At 36.5% G+C, this 17,255-nt stretch carries 14 protein-coding genes; 5 read left to right on the plus strand and 9 right to left on the minus strand.

Translation table 11 applies throughout. The annotated features are described in order from the left end of the window. Positions 1-22: 22 nt before the first annotated feature. Both ACXY7N_RS20405 and ACXY7N_RS20410 read right to left on the minus strand, forming a co-directional pair. Positions 23-325: a DUF3910 family protein gene (locus ACXY7N_RS20405; RefSeq protein ID WP_016085531.1), complete on the minus strand. Its 303-nt coding sequence runs from the start codon at positions 323-325 to the stop codon at positions 23-25. 79 nt (positions 326-404) lie between these two features. Beyond that, complete coding sequence (locus ACXY7N_RS20410) at positions 405-1,277, minus strand: cell wall-binding protein EntA (protein WP_016085532.1); 873 nt, start codon at positions 1,275-1,277, stop codon at positions 405-407. Positions 1,278-1,941: 664 nt separating this feature from the next. Here ACXY7N_RS20410 and opuD point away from each other — a divergent pair. Both opuD and ACXY7N_RS20420 read left to right on the plus strand, forming a co-directional pair. Then, entirely contained in the window at positions 1,942-3,459 is a 1,518-nt protein-coding gene (opuD, locus tag ACXY7N_RS20415; RefSeq protein ID WP_016085533.1) for a glycine betaine transporter OpuD, read from the plus strand. Between the two features lie 281 nt (positions 3,460-3,740). Continuing rightward, on the plus strand, positions 3,741-3,875 hold the full coding sequence (locus ACXY7N_RS20420) for a hypothetical protein (protein ID WP_000833067.1): 135 nt from the start codon (positions 3,741-3,743) through the stop codon (positions 3,873-3,875). Between the two features lie 191 nt (positions 3,876-4,066). Here the strand turns inward: ACXY7N_RS20420 and ACXY7N_RS20425 are convergent, their stop codons facing one another. From ACXY7N_RS20425 to ACXY7N_RS20450, 6 genes are all read right to left on the minus strand, one after another. Continuing rightward, the gene (locus ACXY7N_RS20425) at positions 4,067-5,368 is read right to left on the minus strand and encodes a glycosyltransferase family 2 protein (protein ID WP_488592586.1); all 1,302 of its coding nucleotides are present in this window, start codon (positions 5,366-5,368) and stop codon (positions 4,067-4,069) included. Next, the gene (locus ACXY7N_RS20430) at positions 5,365-6,120 is read right to left on the minus strand and encodes a GGDEF domain-containing protein (RefSeq protein ID WP_488592587.1); all 756 of its coding nucleotides are present in this window, start codon (positions 6,118-6,120) and stop codon (positions 5,365-5,367) included. The genes ACXY7N_RS20425 and ACXY7N_RS20430 overlap by 4 nt, the downstream gene beginning before the upstream one ends. 259 nt (positions 6,121-6,379) lie before the next feature. Further along, a complete protein-coding gene (locus ACXY7N_RS20435) occupies positions 6,380-7,591 on the minus strand; it encodes a NupC/NupG family nucleoside CNT transporter (RefSeq protein ID WP_016085536.1) in 1,212 nt (403 codons plus the stop codon). Positions 7,592-7,937: 346 nt separating this feature from the next. Beyond that, complete coding sequence (locus tag ACXY7N_RS20440; protein ID WP_098986296.1) at positions 7,938-9,695, minus strand: C40 family peptidase; 1,758 nt, start codon at positions 9,693-9,695, stop codon at positions 7,938-7,940. 210 nt (positions 9,696-9,905) lie between these two features. Then, positions 9,906-10,790: a D-amino-acid transaminase gene (locus ACXY7N_RS20445; protein WP_098986294.1), complete on the minus strand. Its 885-nt coding sequence runs from the start codon at positions 10,788-10,790 to the stop codon at positions 9,906-9,908. A gap of 655 nt (positions 10,791-11,445) precedes the next feature. Next, positions 11,446-13,374: an LTA synthase family protein gene (locus tag ACXY7N_RS20450; protein WP_016085539.1), complete on the minus strand. Its 1,929-nt coding sequence runs from the start codon at positions 13,372-13,374 to the stop codon at positions 11,446-11,448. 546 nt (positions 13,375-13,920) lie between these two features. On the opposite strand from ACXY7N_RS20450, the gene ACXY7N_RS20455 reads away from it, so the two are divergent. Both ACXY7N_RS20455 and ACXY7N_RS20460 read left to right on the plus strand, forming a co-directional pair. After that, positions 13,921-14,286 carry a YkvA family protein gene (locus ACXY7N_RS20455; protein WP_016136046.1) on the plus strand — a complete coding sequence of 122 codons (366 nt, stop codon included), beginning with the start codon at positions 13,921-13,923 and terminating at the stop codon, positions 14,284-14,286. A gap of 50 nt (positions 14,287-14,336) precedes the next feature. Further along, positions 14,337-14,828, plus strand: coding sequence for a metal-binding protein (locus ACXY7N_RS20460; protein ID WP_016085542.1), 492 nt, complete (start codon positions 14,337-14,339; stop codon positions 14,826-14,828). A gap of 129 nt (positions 14,829-14,957) precedes the next feature. On the opposite strand, the gene ACXY7N_RS20465 is transcribed toward ACXY7N_RS20460, so the two are convergent. After that, positions 14,958-15,275 carry a magnetosome magnetite crystal formation protein family gene (locus ACXY7N_RS20465; RefSeq protein WP_016136045.1) on the minus strand — a complete coding sequence of 106 codons (318 nt, stop codon included), beginning with the start codon at positions 15,273-15,275 and terminating at the stop codon, positions 14,958-14,960. Positions 15,276-15,573: 298 nt separating this feature from the next. Between ACXY7N_RS20465 and lldP the strand changes: the two genes are divergently transcribed. Continuing rightward, on the plus strand, positions 15,574-17,235 hold the full coding sequence (lldP, locus tag ACXY7N_RS20470; protein WP_016136044.1) for an L-lactate permease: 1,662 nt from the start codon (positions 15,574-15,576) through the stop codon (positions 17,233-17,235). Positions 17,236-17,255 lie beyond the last annotated feature (20 nt).

Genomic DNA, 17,255 nt, shown 5'->3' on the forward strand with positions numbered 1-17,255 from the left:
TAATTGAGATAGTTTTTTTCGATTAGAAGCGCGTTTCCTTTAATATTGCTTGTACATATGGATCACGTAATATTTGTTCGATCATTGGCAACATGTTTTGTTCGAATGAAATGTCGATAGGAAATGGCTTTTGTGAGCCAGGTTTGATTCCATATTGGACAATTTTGTAATGAGTATTTTCTTCAGAGCTGAGTACAATTAATTTATATCGATTGTCATCGCCAGTGAGTGAAAAATCAATGGAAGTAGCGTCGTATGTTACTTCATCCTTATATATATACGGTTTTGGTGTACCGATCCAATCTACTTTTGCTTGTACATTCATGGACATAACCTCCTTATAGCTATTATAAAAAAATAAAAGCCAGCTCTCAATAAAGAGAACTGGCTTTAGCAGTCATTGGTTATTTTAAAATTTTCACTTTAACAGTTTTGCGACCCCATTTTTGAGCAGCACTATCTGATCCAAGTAGAATGTCGATACGGTTACCTTTAATTGCACCGCCAGTATCTCCAGCGATAGCTTCTCCGTAACCTTCTACCCATACTTTAGATCCTAATGGGATTACTTTCGGGTCAACAGCGATCATTTTCATGTTTGGGTTCGCTGTTAAGTCATGACCCATTGCAGTTAATACACGGCCGCCATATGTGCCACCGTTTTCGCTCGGATGAGCTGTATATGCTGTAGCTACAACTGTTAACTCACGACCATTAGAAGGTTCGCTAGTTTCAGCAGCTTTCACAGCAGGCTTAGCAGCTGGTTTTGCTTGTGCTGCAGGTGCTTTAGCTGGTGCTACAGTTTTAGCAGGAGCAGGTTGTTCTTGTTTCTCAATAACAGGCGCTGTACCTGTTAAGAAAGGAACGTGAACATAAGCTGTTTTCCCGTTATATTCAAATTGTAACCACTCATTTTGTACTTGGTTCGTTGTTTCGATCATATCGTCTTTCTTTAACGTTCCAAGAATTTCTGAGTTTGTGTTCGCTTCAGCACGTACGTTTAATACGTTAGCTGTTACGTAGTAGATGCTTTTTGTGAACTCTGCACTTACGAATGTGTCTTTACCATCTAAAGTGATTTTTGACCATCCGTTCTCTGTATTTTGAACATCTATTTTATTACCGTTTAGTAATTTACCGACAACTTTTGATTCAGTAGTAGGGTTTTCGCGCACATTTAGTACGTCTGTTGTTACAACAGTTTCTGCATTAGCAGAAGATGTGAAAATCCCAAGACCAAAAACTGCTGCTGTTGCTATTCCAATTAATTTTTTCATGATAGCCTCCATTGCGTTTGTTTTCGTGTCCTCATTATAGCAACAGATTTTTTCGGATTTCGGGAAAACACACAATTACAAACCATTCGTAATCAGTCGTTAACATCCTGTAATATAACAAAAAATATAGGAAAGCGTTTTTCATTCTATGTGATTAGTAGGTTTCTACTTATATTCAAAATATTTAATACAACATATTTTTTTCGGCGTAAATAAAAATATTACAGGAGTGTTACATGATGATTACTATACAGTTACATTCCTTGAGTATTTTACCGTTTTATGGGTAATATAGTTATATAAACATAAACATTTTGTTTGTGAAACTATAAACACGTGCTATATACTAGCAAAAAAACCGCATAATTGTTACAAAAAGAAAGGGTTGTAAGGAAGAAATTTGCCCTTTTTTATATCTGTAACACATCCTTTTTTGGGAAAACACATTCCCATCCGCATTTTTCTCGCATAATTTGACAGCAGTATTTCGATCTTGTAGCTCTTGCAGAGTGAAAAGGTTATACGGAAGGTAAGGCTGTCCATAAGAATTCAAATTGGTGAAGGTGAAAGTAAGAAAATCACCGTAAAAATCATAGTTTTCTATCCGATTTTACATATCGGAATTTATGTTATTTATAAAAGTAAACCTACGAAGGGGGATTTGATGAGGAAACTAACGAAAACATTTATTATCTCATTAACATTATGTATTGCATTCACAATTTGGGGGATTATTCCCGAATCTATTATTGGAAAAGGTAGCTTAGGAAATGTAACAACCGCAATTCAAACTGCGTTGGTTAGTAAGTTTGGATGGTTCTATATTATTTCTGTTTCTATTATTTTAGGTGTGTCTATCTTTTTAATTGTTTCGAAATACGGTTCTATTCGTTTAGGTAAAGATGATGACGAACCTGATTATAGTTATATGACATGGTTTGCTATGCTATTTAGCGCTGGTATGGGTATCGGCTTAGTCTTTTGGGGTGTTGCCGAACCATTAAACCATTTGTACGCACCTCCGTTTGGAGAAGGTGCAACTGAGGAAAGTGCGCGACTTGCACTACGTTTTTCATTTTTCCATTGGGGATTACATCCTTGGGGACTATATGCGTTTGTAGCGTTATGTATTGCTTACTTTACTTTTAGAAAAGGAAAAGCAAGTACAATCAGTGCGACAGTAGGTCCGTTGTTTAAAGGCGGGGAACATGGGCGTATTGCTCGTTCATTTGATGTGTTAGCTGTTTTCGCGACGGTGTTTGGCGTTGCGACATCATTAGGTCTTGGTGCGAAACAAATTGCAGGTGGTGTTAGTTATTTAACATCTATCCCGAATTCATTAACGACACAGTTAGTTATTATTGCAATCGTAACCGTTCTTTTCATGTTATCTGCGCAGACAGGTCTTGATAAAGGAATAAAATATTTAAGTAATACGAACATTATTTTGGCATTTGCACTTATGATAATTGTATTATTTGCAGGTCCAACAAACTTTATTATGAATTACTTCACTTCAACGATTGGTTCTTATATTCAGGAATTACCAAGTATGAGTTTCCGTTTAAGTCCATTAGATGAAGGCGGAAATCAATGGATTCAATCATGGACCATTTTCTATTGGGCATGGTGGATTGCATGGTCACCATTCGTAGGTACATTTATTGCGCGTGTTTCACGAGGGCGTACGATTCGTGAGTTTGTTATTGGTGTGTTACTCGTACCAACCGTAATTGGTGCACTTTGGTTCTCCGTTTTCGGCGGGACAGGTATTCATATGGAGCTGTTTGGTAATGCGCATATTTTCGACAAAGTGAAAGAAATGGGAACAGAAGTAGGATTATTTGCTATGTTCGATCAGATGGGCAGCTTTGGATCAGCTTTATCGGTTTTAGGTATTTTACTTATTGCAACATTCTTTATTACATCTGCAGATTCTGCAACATTTGTTTTAGGGATGTTAACGACACATGGTAGTTTAAATCCACCAAATCGTATTAAAATGATTTGGGGTATCGTTCTAGCCGCGATAGCTTCTACCTTATTATATATCGGCGGATTAGAAGCATTGCAAACGGCAGCTATCATTGCGGCATTCCCATTCGTCTTCGTTATTTTCTTTATGATGGCAGCATTGTTTAAAGAGTTACAAAAAGAAGGACGTATGAAGCATCATAAATAATAGAAGGAAAAGAGCTGATTTCATATCAGCTCTTTTTTATATAGAAGGGATTTGAACTGCAAGTAAGGGAAATAAAATACTTAACTATATAAGTAGTATGCCTTTTATATGAAGAAAAAACGATGTATTTCGACAATATTCGATATTCTACAAATTCTATTCATATTTTTGACAAAAAATTGTCGGAAATGTGTTGTCACGTTTATGTATATGTGCTATATTATTTCCTGTAAGCGATTTCAAATAGTTTTAAAGCGCATTCAAGGGGGACATCAAGAATAATGAAACGTTACGAAAGAAAGTGGAAGCATATTTGTTTGAAACGTGTGGCACATCGTAGTGTCCAAGAAAGCACGGAACCTAAGACTGAAACGCGCAAAGAACAGCAAGAGAAGCAATTGGTTCTACAAAAATAGCAATCACTTTTTCGTATATAAATGAAGGTCGATCGTTCGTTGGGGGATGGACGTGAAATTACTTTCAGCTAAGGGGTATTGTCTGATATATAATTTATACGGCAATAAATCAGCACAGAGCTTACGGCGCTCTGTGCTGATTTTTATTTTGTAAATAAAAATCAGTGGGAGAACCCCCACTGATTAAAGTTTTACTTTTCTTTTTTGAATCGAACTGTTTTATCCCAGCCAATGACTTGTTTCTGGCTCTTTGCACGTAAGTATAAAATTAAGCTACGAATGAATAAGTACGTAAAGAGCTGTGCGTACGTAAAGTACATGATAACACTAATAAAAATATTAGTTGGTGTAAAGGTTCGTTCCACACTCTGGGCACTAAATAATTGAGAAACATATGTAATATATGCGACATACCACATAAATAGTAGCGGAATGCTATATTGAATTTGGAATATACCGAGTAACCCAATTACGAACCAAACGTTTGAAATGATTAAGAATAGCCAAAATACAACATACACTAAAACTTGTTGTAAGGAATGGACGAGAAGCTTTCCTTTAAAGAAACTTAATGAAGAAAACATTTTTTCTAAAATGTACAAGTTTCCTTGGAGCCAGCGTGTACGCTGCTTAATAAGGATTTTTAAATGCTCCGGTTCTTGTTCCCATGTAATAGATTCTGGAACGATTGGTAAGAGATAGCCTTTTTGTGTAATTCTTAATGTTAATTCAGCGTCTTCTGCAATTGCATAAGGGTCATAGCCGCCAAGTTCTTCTAATGCAGAGCGACGAAGAAGCATGTTTGTTCCTGTCAGTGAACCTGTTTGGAATAATAACCAGCGTCCGGATTGCATAAGGAGCTGGAAGATTTGAAATTCTAAGGAAATCATTCGTGTTAGCCAGTTTCTGTTTTCATTTACAGTACGAACGTGACCAACAGCTCCAACAGCATCCTCAGTTGTTTCAGCGTGTTCTACAAGCATTCGCAGTGCATCTGGTTCAGGCTGATTATCTGCATCATACACACAGAAGTATTCACCATCTGAAATACTCAGACCATAGTTTAGTACACGCGATTTTCCTTTTGGTTCACCCGCCGGAACACGAATGTGACGAATATGAGCATAAGCTTTGTCAAAATCGTCACCAATTTCAGGTGTCTCATCTTGAGAGTTATCGTTTAATAAATAAACGGTTAGTTTACCTGGATATTCAATCTTCGCCATCGCTTCCAAAGTATCTTTAATAACGACGCCTTCATTGTGGGCAGGTATTAAAATGTCGACGCTTGGATAATGTTCTAGCGTACGATCTTTTCGTTTCCTATTTCGGTGAACTAAACCTGCGAGTGTTAAGAAAGAATAGTAGACGAGTAAGCCAGAGAACAGAAAGGCTGTAAAAATAAGTACATATTTAATTGAAAATGTGATACTGATCCAAAAAACGAGTACGCAAAACAGGAGGAATAAAAGAAGTATAACGAGTGTCATCATAATACTGTCGGTCCTTTTGTAGCGATTTGTTCTCGTTGAATCTTAATGTCTTGAATTGCCTCAGCTGCAAGCCATTTTTCCATTTTGGGCTGTAGACGGTTCATTACAATATCGGCACCAGCTTCATTTGTATTTTGTAATAAAATGACTAATGTGTTGTTATCATATTCAGCAACAAGATCAAAGTCAGCTCTTACCGTTTCAACTAATAATGAAGCTACACGGTCCATAACACTTTCCTTCGTATATTTACTAAAGGAAGTGAAGTCAAAATAAATTATAACGCCTGTTTCATTACGACGATTCATTGCATTTATTAATAATGCTTGTCGTCTTTCGAATTCTTGTCTTGTTAATAATTTTGATTCTCCAATGTATTGTTCTAACGTTCTCACACGTTCGATTAATTCTTTATTTTCATGAATAACCTTCTTTAATAAATGAGTTGAGATATATACGATGAAGAAGTTTGCTGCCATTAGGAAGTGAGTAATAATGTATTGCCATTGTTCTGATGTGCTCCATAAGTAAAGCCATGCTTGGTAGAATAGGTAGAACACCGAAACAATAGTTCCTAATATGAAGAGAACAAATGCAGTCTTATCAGGCAAAAATAGAAATAGTACATTAACCATTACATATATAATTGTAAAAATGAGAGCATGCTCATATTGCGTTACATGTACAGTTGTAAAATAAAATAAAATTTGTAAAACCCACATAGAGAGGACTTTATAGAAGTTATCTTTCACAAAACTTTCCTCCTTAAAGATAATTCATGCAAGGATACTTGTAGTATGCGCAATTATTAAGAAATAGACCGGATGACTAGATTCTTTTTGAGAGAGCAACAATAAGTAGTATCCCTCTTTGGTAAGAAAAAATAAACAGACTTACTAATTATTGTATCATAATGTTCTTATATTTCGGCATAAAGTATTTAATATATACAAAAAAGTAAACATAATAATAAAAAGTCCCCTCTTTAGAAAGAGGAGACTTTACATCATTTTATAGGAACATCATACCTGCAACTGCTGCATTTAAGAAGTTCGCTAATGTACCAGCGATAACTGCTTTAATCCCTAATTGTGCAATTTGTTTACGGCGAGTAGGAGCTAGCGTTCCTGTTACACCTAATTGAATTGCGATAGAAGAGAAGTTTGCGAATCCACAGATTGCGAATGTTAAAATTAGATTTGTTTTGTCAGAGAACTCTGCCATGTGTGGTCCTAAGTTTGCGTATGCAACGAATTCGTTGATTGCAAGTTTTTGACCGATAAAGCTTGCTGCTTGTATCGCTTCACCTGGAGAAACCCCAATTAAGATTGCAAATGGTGATAGTAAGTAACCGAAGATTAAATCAAGGCTCAGTTTAATATCGAACCAAGAACCAACCCATCCTAATAAGCCATTTAATAAAGCGATTAATGCGATGAAAGCCATTAACATTGCTGCTACGTTAATAACAAGTTGCATACCTTCAGATGCACCACGTGCCGCTGCGTCAATAACGTTTGCATCTTCACGTTCTGTAGAAAGTTCAACGTTATTATCTACTTTTTCTGTTTCTGGCATAATTAGTTTCGCGATTAATAAACTTGATGGAGCTGCCATAATTGCTGCTGCTAATAAGTGTTCTAACGGAATACCCATTGCTGCATAGCCGACAAGAACTGATCCGGCAACAGCTGTCATACCGCTTACCATAATAGTGAAGAATTCACTATTTGTTAAACGTGCTAAGTAAGGTTTGATTAAGATTGGAGCTTCAGTTTGTCCTAAAAATACAGTTGTTACTGAGTTTAAACTTTCAGCTTTAGAAGTTCCAAGAAGTTTACTTAATGCGCCACCAACGACACTAACAAACTTCTGCATAATACCGAAATGATATAAGATTGCTACTAATGAACTAATAAATACGATTGGAAGTAGTGCTTGAATGAAGAAAACAAATCCCCAAGGGCCTTTTGCGTTGACTAAATCCCCAGCAACGAACTTAATTCCCTCGTAAGAAAAATTAATTAATCCTTGAACGCCGTCTGCAGCGTGTTTTAAACCTGCTTTTCCGGCATCCCATCGTAATACGATAAATGAAAATGACATTTGTAATGCTAGCGCGATTAAAATTGTGCGCCAATTAATAGCTTTGCGGTTGGAAGATAGTAAGAAAGCAATTGCTAATACTCCAATCACGCCGCCAATTCCCCATAAAAGATTCATGCAGTGTATGCTCCTTCCTCATAGTAAAAAAAGTGTATAAACCAGTTATCTATACGTTTACGAATATAACATCTTAAGTAACTTATCATAATGGACATCGGAGGTCAAACGTCTAACGAAAAGTTTAAATAAAAAGAAAATTCTTTGAAAAAACACATATAAAATAAATACACATGAAATAGGTTATGTTTTTTATGTAAATATATACATTATGATAACGTTATGGGTTGTTTTTGTGGAATATGGTGTATGAAATAGGGAAATAGATACATTATTTTTTTGGGGATATAGGTGACATATACTAAAAAAAGCCTTCTAGTAATCTAGAAGGCTTTGAAACTATTAATTAAGGTGCTTTCGTGTATCCTAAGAAATGACTCTTCCAATAAGAGTTACTTAATGAAGCGATTGCAACACCTTTATCTCCGGCTTGGATAAATGATCCGCCTCCAAGGTAAATACCCATATGAGAAGGACCTGCTTTATAAGTGTCTTTGAAATAAATTAAGTCACCTGGTTGTGGATTTGAAGTTTGTGGTAGGCTACCCCAATATCCCGCAACACTTTGACGGCTAATGTTATGACCAAATTTCTTAAATACGTGGTAGATGTAGCCACTGCAGTCCACACCGTTAGCAGAAGTTCCGCCCCAAACGTACGGTACGCCTTGCATTCCTTTTGCATATGCAAGTATGGAAGAACTGTCGCCACTAGTATTACCTGTATTATTGTTTTGATTGTTTTGATTGTTATTTTGGTTGTTGTTAGGCTTATTATCTACTGCGCCACCAACTGGTGTTTTAGAAAGGTAACGTGTTCCGATGTAACCAGTTTGACCGTTATAGTTAATTTTGCTCCATCCAGAGTTTTCAGAGATTACTTGAACCTTCTGTCCTTGTGGAAGTGCGCCTATGATTCTATAATTTGTACCTTCGCCGCTACGTACGTTTAATGCAGAAGCGTTAATATAGTAGTCACCAATTGCACCTTGATCAGGTTGTTTTGGTTGCTCAGGTTGCTTTGGTTGTTCAGGAGTAGCAGTGCCACCTTTAACGAACTTAACAAATTCGCTACTAACGAAGCCTGTTTTTCCTTGATAGTTTACTTTAAACCAACCGTTTTCAGATCCAACTACGTTTAATGTAGTACCATTTAACACGCCACCAATTACACTATGGTAAGCAGCAGGACCTGTACGAACGCGTAGAGATGTTGCGTTAACAACGTAAGTACCACCAGTTTGAACGGTTACATTATTATTTTGTTCTTGTTTGTTATCTTGGTTGTTACCTTGTGTAACATTGTCGCTAGAACCGCCTTTTGTTACGTAGTCTTTGCTTACGTAAGCTGTTTGTCCAGCATAATTGATTTTGAACCAATCTTGAACTTCGCCAACAACTTGTACTACTTGTCCTTTTGTAACAGAACCTACAGTTGTGTGAGAAGTGCTAGGGCCTGTACGAACACGAAGGGAAGATACATTTACTGTATAGTTTCCGCTTGCTGGTTTTACAGATTCTTGGTTGTTATTATTTGTATTGTTGTTTGAAGAACCTGCGTTAGAAGAAACACCAGATACGAATTCGCCACTTACATAGCCAACTTGTCCATTATGGTTGATTTTCACCCAACCATTTTCTTGACCAATTACGTTTAAAGTTTGTCCTTCATATACACGTCCTGAAACAGAACTAGAAGTGTTAGGAGCTGTACGAACACGTAATACATCAGCAGTAACTTTATTGTTTCCACCTGTTGTACTTACATTAGAATTGCTTGCTCCATTTTTTGATACAAATTCGCCACTAACAAATCCTGTTTGTCCATTAATGTTAATTTTGAACCAACCATTTTCTTCGCCAATCACGTTTAGTGATTGACCGTTATAAACACGCGAGATGATGTCGTGAGAAGTACTTGATCCTGCACGAACATGTAATACGCTAGTGTTTACCGTATAAGATGAGCTGTTTGATGCGGAAGCTTGGACAGTTGTAGCAGCTTTTTGTGTATTTTGTTCAGGGGCAGCTTGAACACTATCAAGTGTAGGTGCTGCTCCTCCTGCTACAGACACTGCCGCAAGACCGGCAAGGTATTTTTTCATAATTTGTCGATTCCTTTCTGTCTGTAATGTAGTGAAGAAATATTTACCAACTGTTAAAAATTCTAAAGAGCATGTCGATTACTGTCAAGACTTATGCGGTAATCTGAATATGACAAAAAGATTACAAAAAAAAATCAAGGCATAAATCTATACCTTGATTTCCATTTAAATACATATATTGAATGCAGAAAGGATAGAAATTATACGTGTTTAAGAAGATGACATATTGGATTGTAACAAGCTTTGAGAAAATGATCTTTGTAGCATTTTTGTGATAGGGCCAACTTGACCATCTTGAATTGCAGTTCCATCAAGGTGAGTCATCGGCAAAATTTCAATCGTCGTTCCTGTAAAGAAGCATTCATCTGCTTGATAAACATCACGAATGCTGAAAAGTTCTTCTTGTACCGGAATGCGAAGGGTTTTCGCTAAAGAAAGGACATATTGACGAATGATGCCATTTAAAATAAGGTGATTGGCTGGATGTGTATAGAGAGTTCCATTTTTTATGAGAAAGAAATTAGAACAGCTGCCCTCAGTTACGGTACCATTCCGTACGAAAAGGGCCTCTTTACAACCTTTGCGTTCAGCTTTCGTAGCAGCTAATACATTGGGTAATAAATTTAATGATTTGATATCACAGCGTAGCCAGCGTGTATCTGGTTCTGATATAGCACGTACACCGTATTCAATCCATAACGCTGGTCTTTCTTTCTTCATAATATAGGCATAGATTGTCGGAGGGACGTCATATGAGAATGTATGGGTACGAGCTTGTACACCGCGAGATACTTGCAAATAAATCGTTCCATCCTCGTGGAAATTATTACTTTCAATGAGTTTGTAAAGTAGGATAATAAGTTCTGCTTTTGAGAAAGGGAGTGATAATTCTATCTCTTCCATCGAGCGATATAATCTTGTGATGTGCGGATCTAATAAGTGGAAGTTCCCTTTATATAGGCGAATAACCTCATAGACACCATCTCCAAACTGCAAGCCTCTTTCTTCAGGTTCTATATACGTTTTTTGTTTCGTTGTATCAATAACTGCATCATTCCAAAGTACAAATCTTTCATATGCCAATTTACGTCCCATCCTTTCGTAAGTACATAAGTGAAACTTTAATTCGTTCAGAATAAAAACCACTACAGTAATTTTTATGTGAGTCATGCTTTACATATGACGTCTATGTATTTGCAAAGTGTAGAGAAGTAGTAGTGATTTACCCCGTATTAGCGGGCAGTAATACTCCCACTTAAAAATTCAGCTGGGGCAAAGAAGTGAAGCAGGCGAATAACTGCCCGTAAATGCCCGATTGGTGAGGGCTGATAATCAGTGGGGTGAACACCCCCCACTGATTAAAGTTTCACTTTACAGCATTTTGTATATACAAATTCGAAAATAAGAAATAAGAATCCTGCTTTTAAATAAAAAAAAGCAACATTCTTATGGAATGCTGCACAAGGAGGGTAGCTATCTTTCATAGGGACATCGTCTTATTGAATGTTTTGTGTATGGAAACAAAACATATTGAAAGACAATTATAAGAAAGTAGAAATAAACGATTCACACATTTCTTTAAGGGATCTTAGTAAAGATGAGAGATAAGAAATATATAGAACCTCGTTTACATATTTTATTATAGAGATGTTTCGTTAATTCCATGTGAATATTTGGTAAAGGTTATGTAATGTTAAAGTGAATGAATATAAGTGATTATATGGAGAAATATAAAAAAAAGAGGCTGAGATTACTCAGCGCTCTTCTTTTCTTCTTTAATAGCTGTTTTTACTTCACCAGTTTTGGTCTTGTTGCTCTCGGAGAAGCGAAGTAAGTCACCTTCAATGATTTTGTCAGACATGTTCAATTCATTTTGGGCACGATCAATGAGTGGTTGAGATTCTTCTTTTGGTAATTGTACAACTTCGCCAGTTTTACGGTCGTAGAATGTACTGTTCGTGTACATGTACTTATCTGTAACGAAGCTACCGTCACGAAGAACAACGAATCCTTTATTTTCTGGTGAGAATACATCATGACCGAATTGAACTTGATTTGTAGAATCTACACCAAGTAAGTTTAGAATTGTTGGTTTAATGTCAATTTCACCAGTTGGTTTTGAAATTGTTTTACCTTCTTTTTGACCTGGAACGTGAATAAACATCGGTGTTTTTTGTAAGTTCATATGGTCAAATGCAGTGATTTCTTCTTTTCCTAAGAACTGTGCCATTGCACGGTTATGGTTTTCAGAAATACCATAGTGGTCACCGTAGAATACGATAACTGAGTTGTCGTAAATACCTTCTGCTTTTAGACGCTCAATAAAGTGTTTCATTGCTTCGTCTAAATAGCGAGCAGTTACCATGTAACGGTCAAATACGCCATCACCAGAATTGTATTCATCGATTAATTTTGTGCTTTCATCATAAGTGAATGGGTAATGGTTTGTTAACGTCAGGAAGCGAGTGTAGAACGGTTGCTTCACTTCTTTTAACATATCGATAGATTGATCGAAGTATTCGATATCTTTTAATCCCCAATTTAATTTTGTTTCTGGCGTAATCTTGTAGTCAAGCTCGTTGTAGTAACGGTCATAACCAAGTGCCGGATACATAATGTTACGGTTCCAGAACGTTGCGTTGTTCGCGTGGAATACCGATGTGTGATATCCTTGCTCACGTAAAATTTCTGGAGTTGCTGTATATTCGTTATTACCGTGTGTGAAGAATACAGCACCACGGTCTAGTGGATACATTGAAGTATCTACTAAGAATTCAGCGTCAGATGTTTTTCCTTGACCAGTTTGATGGAAGAAGTTATCAAAGTAATAACTTTCTTTCGTAAATTGGTTTAAGAATGGTGTAACTTCTTGTCCGTTAACTGTTGCACCAATTAAGAATGTTTGTAATGACTCAAGAGAGACAACAATTACGTTTTTCCCTTTTGCAGTACCAAACATATTTGGATCTGGTTTGCTTTGCGTTGTTTTTACGTAGTTCTCTGTTTCTTGTAATTTACTACCGTCAGCAAATGCTTTTTGTGAACTTGATTTTGCTTGTAAGCCAAGATCATACACTTGGTGTACATATAAACCTAAGTTTTTAACAAGCATAACGCGATCGAATGAACGTGTTAATAGTTCAGGACGCTCAGCTTCTGCCAGTCCTAAGTTTGCGAAGAAAATAGCAATTGTTGACACGAAGTATAGGGAACGCATTGGGCGTGCTACACGTTCTGTCGGTGCAAAATTTTTCATCTTCTTCAATAAAATGAAGAATACGATAATATCAGCAAATGCAAGGATAATTTTGTAGTTAAACAATTCTTTTACACTAGAACCTAAACTTCCAAAGTTAGATGTTTGTCCTAGTACTGGTAAAGTAACGAAGTCATTGTAGAATCCGTAGAACATTACGTTACCAACAAGAACGATCGTTAAGACAAAATTAATTCCAAGTGCTATATAGTTACGTTTTTTCCCTTTTGCAAATAATGCAAGACCAACAAGCAGTAATGATGCTGCTAATGGGCTAAGGAATAAAATGAATTCTTGCATGAAAGATTCAAGTTTTAAATCGAAGCTTGTGCGTGTAATAAGGTACGTCTTCAGCCATAAAGCTAAAGCTACGAATACAGTGAAACGCACATTTTGAAATTGTGATTTCAAGGTTTCTTTCATTCATTTCCACCCTTTCTCTATCAGGCTTGGTCGATTTTGGAGCGAAAAATGCTAAAATAAAAAATACATAGTTTTCTTGGCCATAATTTGAGGTTCTATATTCACCCATATACGACTATAACTATGCATACCCTTTTGGTTTCTTGTGCTGCTCATAAGCATAACGTCATTTCTGTATTATACAACAAAATTCATTTCTGAGAAACACTATAACATTTTACATTTTTTGTATGAGATTTGTCACTACCAGAGAAAACTTTAACATTCGTTTATATGTCCGTCAACTAGAAAATATAAAAAAGATAGAACAGAATGTTAAGTGAAAGTGAAAATTTCTTTGGTTGAGAAATAAGAAATGACGATGGGTAAGGGGTTATATAGAAACCCATTATATGAAGGGAAGTATGTAAAAATTAACGAACACTTGTTCTTTTTTAGTTTATTTGTTACAATAAAAGTTCATTGATAGATTGTGTGTAATTTTGATGAACTTTTACTGATAACATATTGTAGCTTATTTCTTTTTAAAAATAGGGAGGCTTTCACATGGAACAAAAATTTTCAGTTGAAGCGTTTTGGAAGAAAGCAAAACATGTTGCAAAGCAAGCAGGACAATCGGTCATTTATGCAAGTTTATTATTGTTTTACGTTTTGCAAAGACCTGATGTTCCAAAGCGAGTGAAAATTATTGTGATTGGAGCACTTGCTTATTTTATTGCACCAATTGATGCCATCCCAGATTTCATTGCTGGAGTTGGTTATACAGATGATTTAGGGGCGTTGACAGCCGCACTATTACAGGCATCGTTATACGTCAATGAAGAGGTGAAAGATAAGGCACGAGTGAAGTTGGCAGAGTGGTTTAGTTCGGATATAGACACATCATTTATCGATCAGAAATTAGATCAATAGGTGAGAACTGTCATATGGTGACAGGGCGAACGTAAGCGAGGAAGTGCTTTATGCCATCAGGAAGAACGCATACGAAAATAAACTTAATATCCCTTCCGGTTGTTTTGTTTATGCTCTTTTCGTATGGATTAACAAATTTTGATTTTTTATTAACTTTTGCAATTGGCTTTTTAGTAGGTACTTCATTTTTAACGCCGGATTTAGATACGTATAGTAATGCGTATAATAAATGGGGATTCCTGCGTATATTTTGGTATCCGTATAAGAAGGTCATGCCGCATCGATCCTTCTTTACACATACAATTATACTTGGTGATGTGATTCGTATTGCATACATGTTAATCGTGTTTTCTCCGTTTTTATTCCTATTAAATGTAATCGTGCTTGACGGGAATTTAATAGAAATTGCGAAGGAACATGAGGTTGAAATTGTAACGTTTATAATGGGAATTGTTGTGGCAAGCACGCTTCACATTATAGCGGATAAAGTGAATACGCGCCGCAAGAAAATGATGAGAAAAAAGAAGAAACGCAGAAGATAAAAAAACCGTCCCAAAAGGTATTTTGGGACGGTTTTTTCTTAATTAATAGGTTGATTATTCTTGTTGTATCATCGATAAAATTTCATTTATCATGTCATAGTGTCGTTTTAATCAAACGTTTGTTTAAACTTAAGCTTTCAGTACTTTAATACCTTTTACGATGTTCCAAATGAAGTAGTATAAGCTAATAATTCCGCAAATACATAAGACAATCATTGTTCCAATTCCAAGTGTTACATCTGGCTGGTCAGATCCGATACCCATAATTCCTAAAATAGTTACGCCGATGAATGTAGCGATACTTGGAATAATATGTGTCCATAGAGCACGTTTTGCATGTGGTTTTGTTTCAGCATCGCCTACAATCCAAACGATAATAGGGAATAAGATAGGGGCAAATAGTACACTAAAGTATGATAAAGCAGCTAATATTTTGTTTCCGTTCATATATATCACCTCATGAATAATGTCTGTTGTTATACTATTATTATTATGCAATAGTTTTGGGAAGCTTTCTATCGATGAACATTACAGGAACGTGACGATTTTGTAAGATTTTCTGTTAAATAATAAAATTTTCAAAAAAATCTTTTTAAATGGAAATTGTTATGGTACAGTATAAATGAAAGTTATTGAAAACGTTTTCTTAAACGTTTTTTATTTTTAGGCTGAAAGGTATGATGACCTGATAGTCTATTGATGAGGTTATTCTATTTAAAAGGGGATTCTTTAGGGGGAGAGAACAATGAACACATGGACACAAGTTTATGATCCGTTCGGAAACATTTGGATTTCGGCAGCGGTCGCACTTATTCCGATTATCTTTTTTTTCTTAGCTTTAGCAGTTTTCCGCATGAAGGGGTATGTGGCAGGATTTATTACAGTTGTACTTACAATTTTAGTGGCGTTATTCGCTTATAAAATGCCGTTCACGATGGCGATGGCAGCGACCGGATATGGTTTCTTATACGGACTATGGCCAATTGCTTGGATTATCATTATGTCGGTATTTTTATATAAAATTTCTGTGAAAACAGGTCAATTCGATGTGATTCGTGCATCTGTATTATCCATTACGAATGACCATCGTTTACTCGTTATTTTAATCGGTTTTTCATTCGGAGCATTTTTAGAAGGGGCAGCAGGATTTGGTGCACCAGTAGCCATTACGGCAGCACTTCTTGCAGGTCTTGGGTTAAATCCTTTATATGCAGCGGGTCTTTGTTTAATTGCAAATACGGCACCAGTAGCGTTCGGGGCGATGGGAATTCCGATTACAGTGGCTGGACAAGTAACAGGTATTGATCCACATAAAATCGGACAAATGGCTGGACATCAATTACCGTTTCTATCATTATTTGTTCCGTTCTTTATCGTATTTTTAATGGATGGATTGAAAGGGGTAAGACAAACATGGCCTGCGTTATTTGTAGCCGGTAGTTCATTTGCAATTACGCAGTTCATTACAGCGACGTTTTTAGGACCGGAACTCCCGGATATTACGTCAGCACTTGTAAGTTTAGTGAGTTTATCACTATTCTTAAAAGTTTGGCAGCCGAAAGAAATCTATCAATCGGGGCAAGCAAATAGTGAAGTAGCTGCGGCAACGACGGTGACATCTATGCCGAAACTAACAGTAGGAAAAGTCGTAAAAGCATGGTCTCCATTCATTATTTTAACTGTCATGGTAGTTATTTGGAGCCAAAGTTTCTTTAAAGCGTTATTTGCTCCAGGCGGCGCATTAGAAAGCCTTGTGTTTAAGTTTGAAGTTCCAGGCTTGCACAATTTAGTAATGAAAGCAGAACCAATTGTAAATAAACCGACGCCTTACGAGGCAATTTTGAAATTCGATGTATTATCAGCAACGGGAACAGCAATCTTAATTGCTTGTGTCATTTCTATCTTTATTTTAAAAATGAGTGCCAAAGATGCAGTAGCGACATTTAAAGAAACGCTAAATGAGCTTAAGATGCCAATTCTATCTATTGGATTCGTATTAGGGTTCGCATTTATCGCCAACTATTCTGGTTTATCATCTACATTAGCGTTAGCGCTTGCTGGAACTGGTGGACTATTCCCGTTCTTCTCACCATTCTTAGGTTGGATTGGGGTGTTCTTAACAGGATCTGATACGTCAGCGAATGCACTGTTCTCGAATTTACAAGCGATTACAGCGCAGCAAGTCGGTGTATCTGAAGTACTTCTCGTTGCAGCAAATACAACGGGCGGTGTAACAGGAAAAATGATTTCTCCGCAATCGATTGCGATCGCTTGTGCGGCAGTTGGACTTGCTGGGAAAGAATCAGATCTGTTCCGATTTACATTGAAGCATAGTTTATTCTTCGTAATTATTGTTGGTATTATGACGTATGTACAGGCATATTATTTAACGTGGATGATTCCATAAACAACAAAAGAAATAAACTT

The sequence above is a fragment of the Bacillus sp. 5w2 genome (genome assembly GCF_054353775.1).

Excerpts from the sequence above, each read along its gene's own strand:
- ACXY7N_RS20405 (WP_016085531.1), bottom strand. The coding sequence starts at position 325 with ATGAATGTACAAGCAAAAGTAGATTGGATCGGTACACCAAAACCGTAT.
- ACXY7N_RS20410 (WP_016085532.1), bottom strand. The coding sequence starts at position 1,277 with ATGAAAAAATTAATTGGAATAGCAACAGCAGCAGTTTTTGGTCTTGGG.
- opuD (WP_016085533.1), top strand. The coding sequence starts at position 1,942 with ATGAGGAAACTAACGAAAACATTTATTATCTCATTAACATTATGTATT.
- ACXY7N_RS20420 (WP_000833067.1), top strand. The coding sequence starts at position 3,741 with ATGAAACGTTACGAAAGAAAGTGGAAGCATATTTGTTTGAAACGTGTG.
- ACXY7N_RS20425 (WP_488592586.1), bottom strand. The coding sequence starts at position 5,368 with ATGATGACACTCGTTATACTTCTTTTATTCCTCCTGTTTTGCGTACTC.
- ACXY7N_RS20435 (WP_016085536.1), bottom strand. The coding sequence starts at position 7,591 with ATGAATCTTTTATGGGGAATTGGCGGCGTGATTGGAGTATTAGCAATT.
- ACXY7N_RS20440 (WP_098986296.1), bottom strand. The coding sequence starts at position 9,695 with ATGAAAAAATACCTTGCCGGTCTTGCGGCAGTGTCTGTAGCAGGAGGA.
- ACXY7N_RS20445 (WP_098986294.1), bottom strand. The coding sequence starts at position 10,790 with ATGGGACGTAAATTGGCATATGAAAGATTTGTACTTTGGAATGATGCA.
- ACXY7N_RS20450 (WP_016085539.1), bottom strand. The coding sequence starts at position 13,374 with ATGAAAGAAACCTTGAAATCACAATTTCAAAATGTGCGTTTCACTGTA.
- ACXY7N_RS20455 (WP_016136046.1), top strand. The coding sequence starts at position 13,921 with ATGGAACAAAAATTTTCAGTTGAAGCGTTTTGGAAGAAAGCAAAACAT.
- ACXY7N_RS20460 (WP_016085542.1), top strand. The coding sequence starts at position 14,337 with ATGCCATCAGGAAGAACGCATACGAAAATAAACTTAATATCCCTTCCG.
- ACXY7N_RS20465 (WP_016136045.1), bottom strand. The coding sequence starts at position 15,275 with ATGAACGGAAACAAAATATTAGCTGCTTTATCATACTTTAGTGTACTA.
- lldP (WP_016136044.1), top strand. The coding sequence starts at position 15,574 with ATGAACACATGGACACAAGTTTATGATCCGTTCGGAAACATTTGGATT.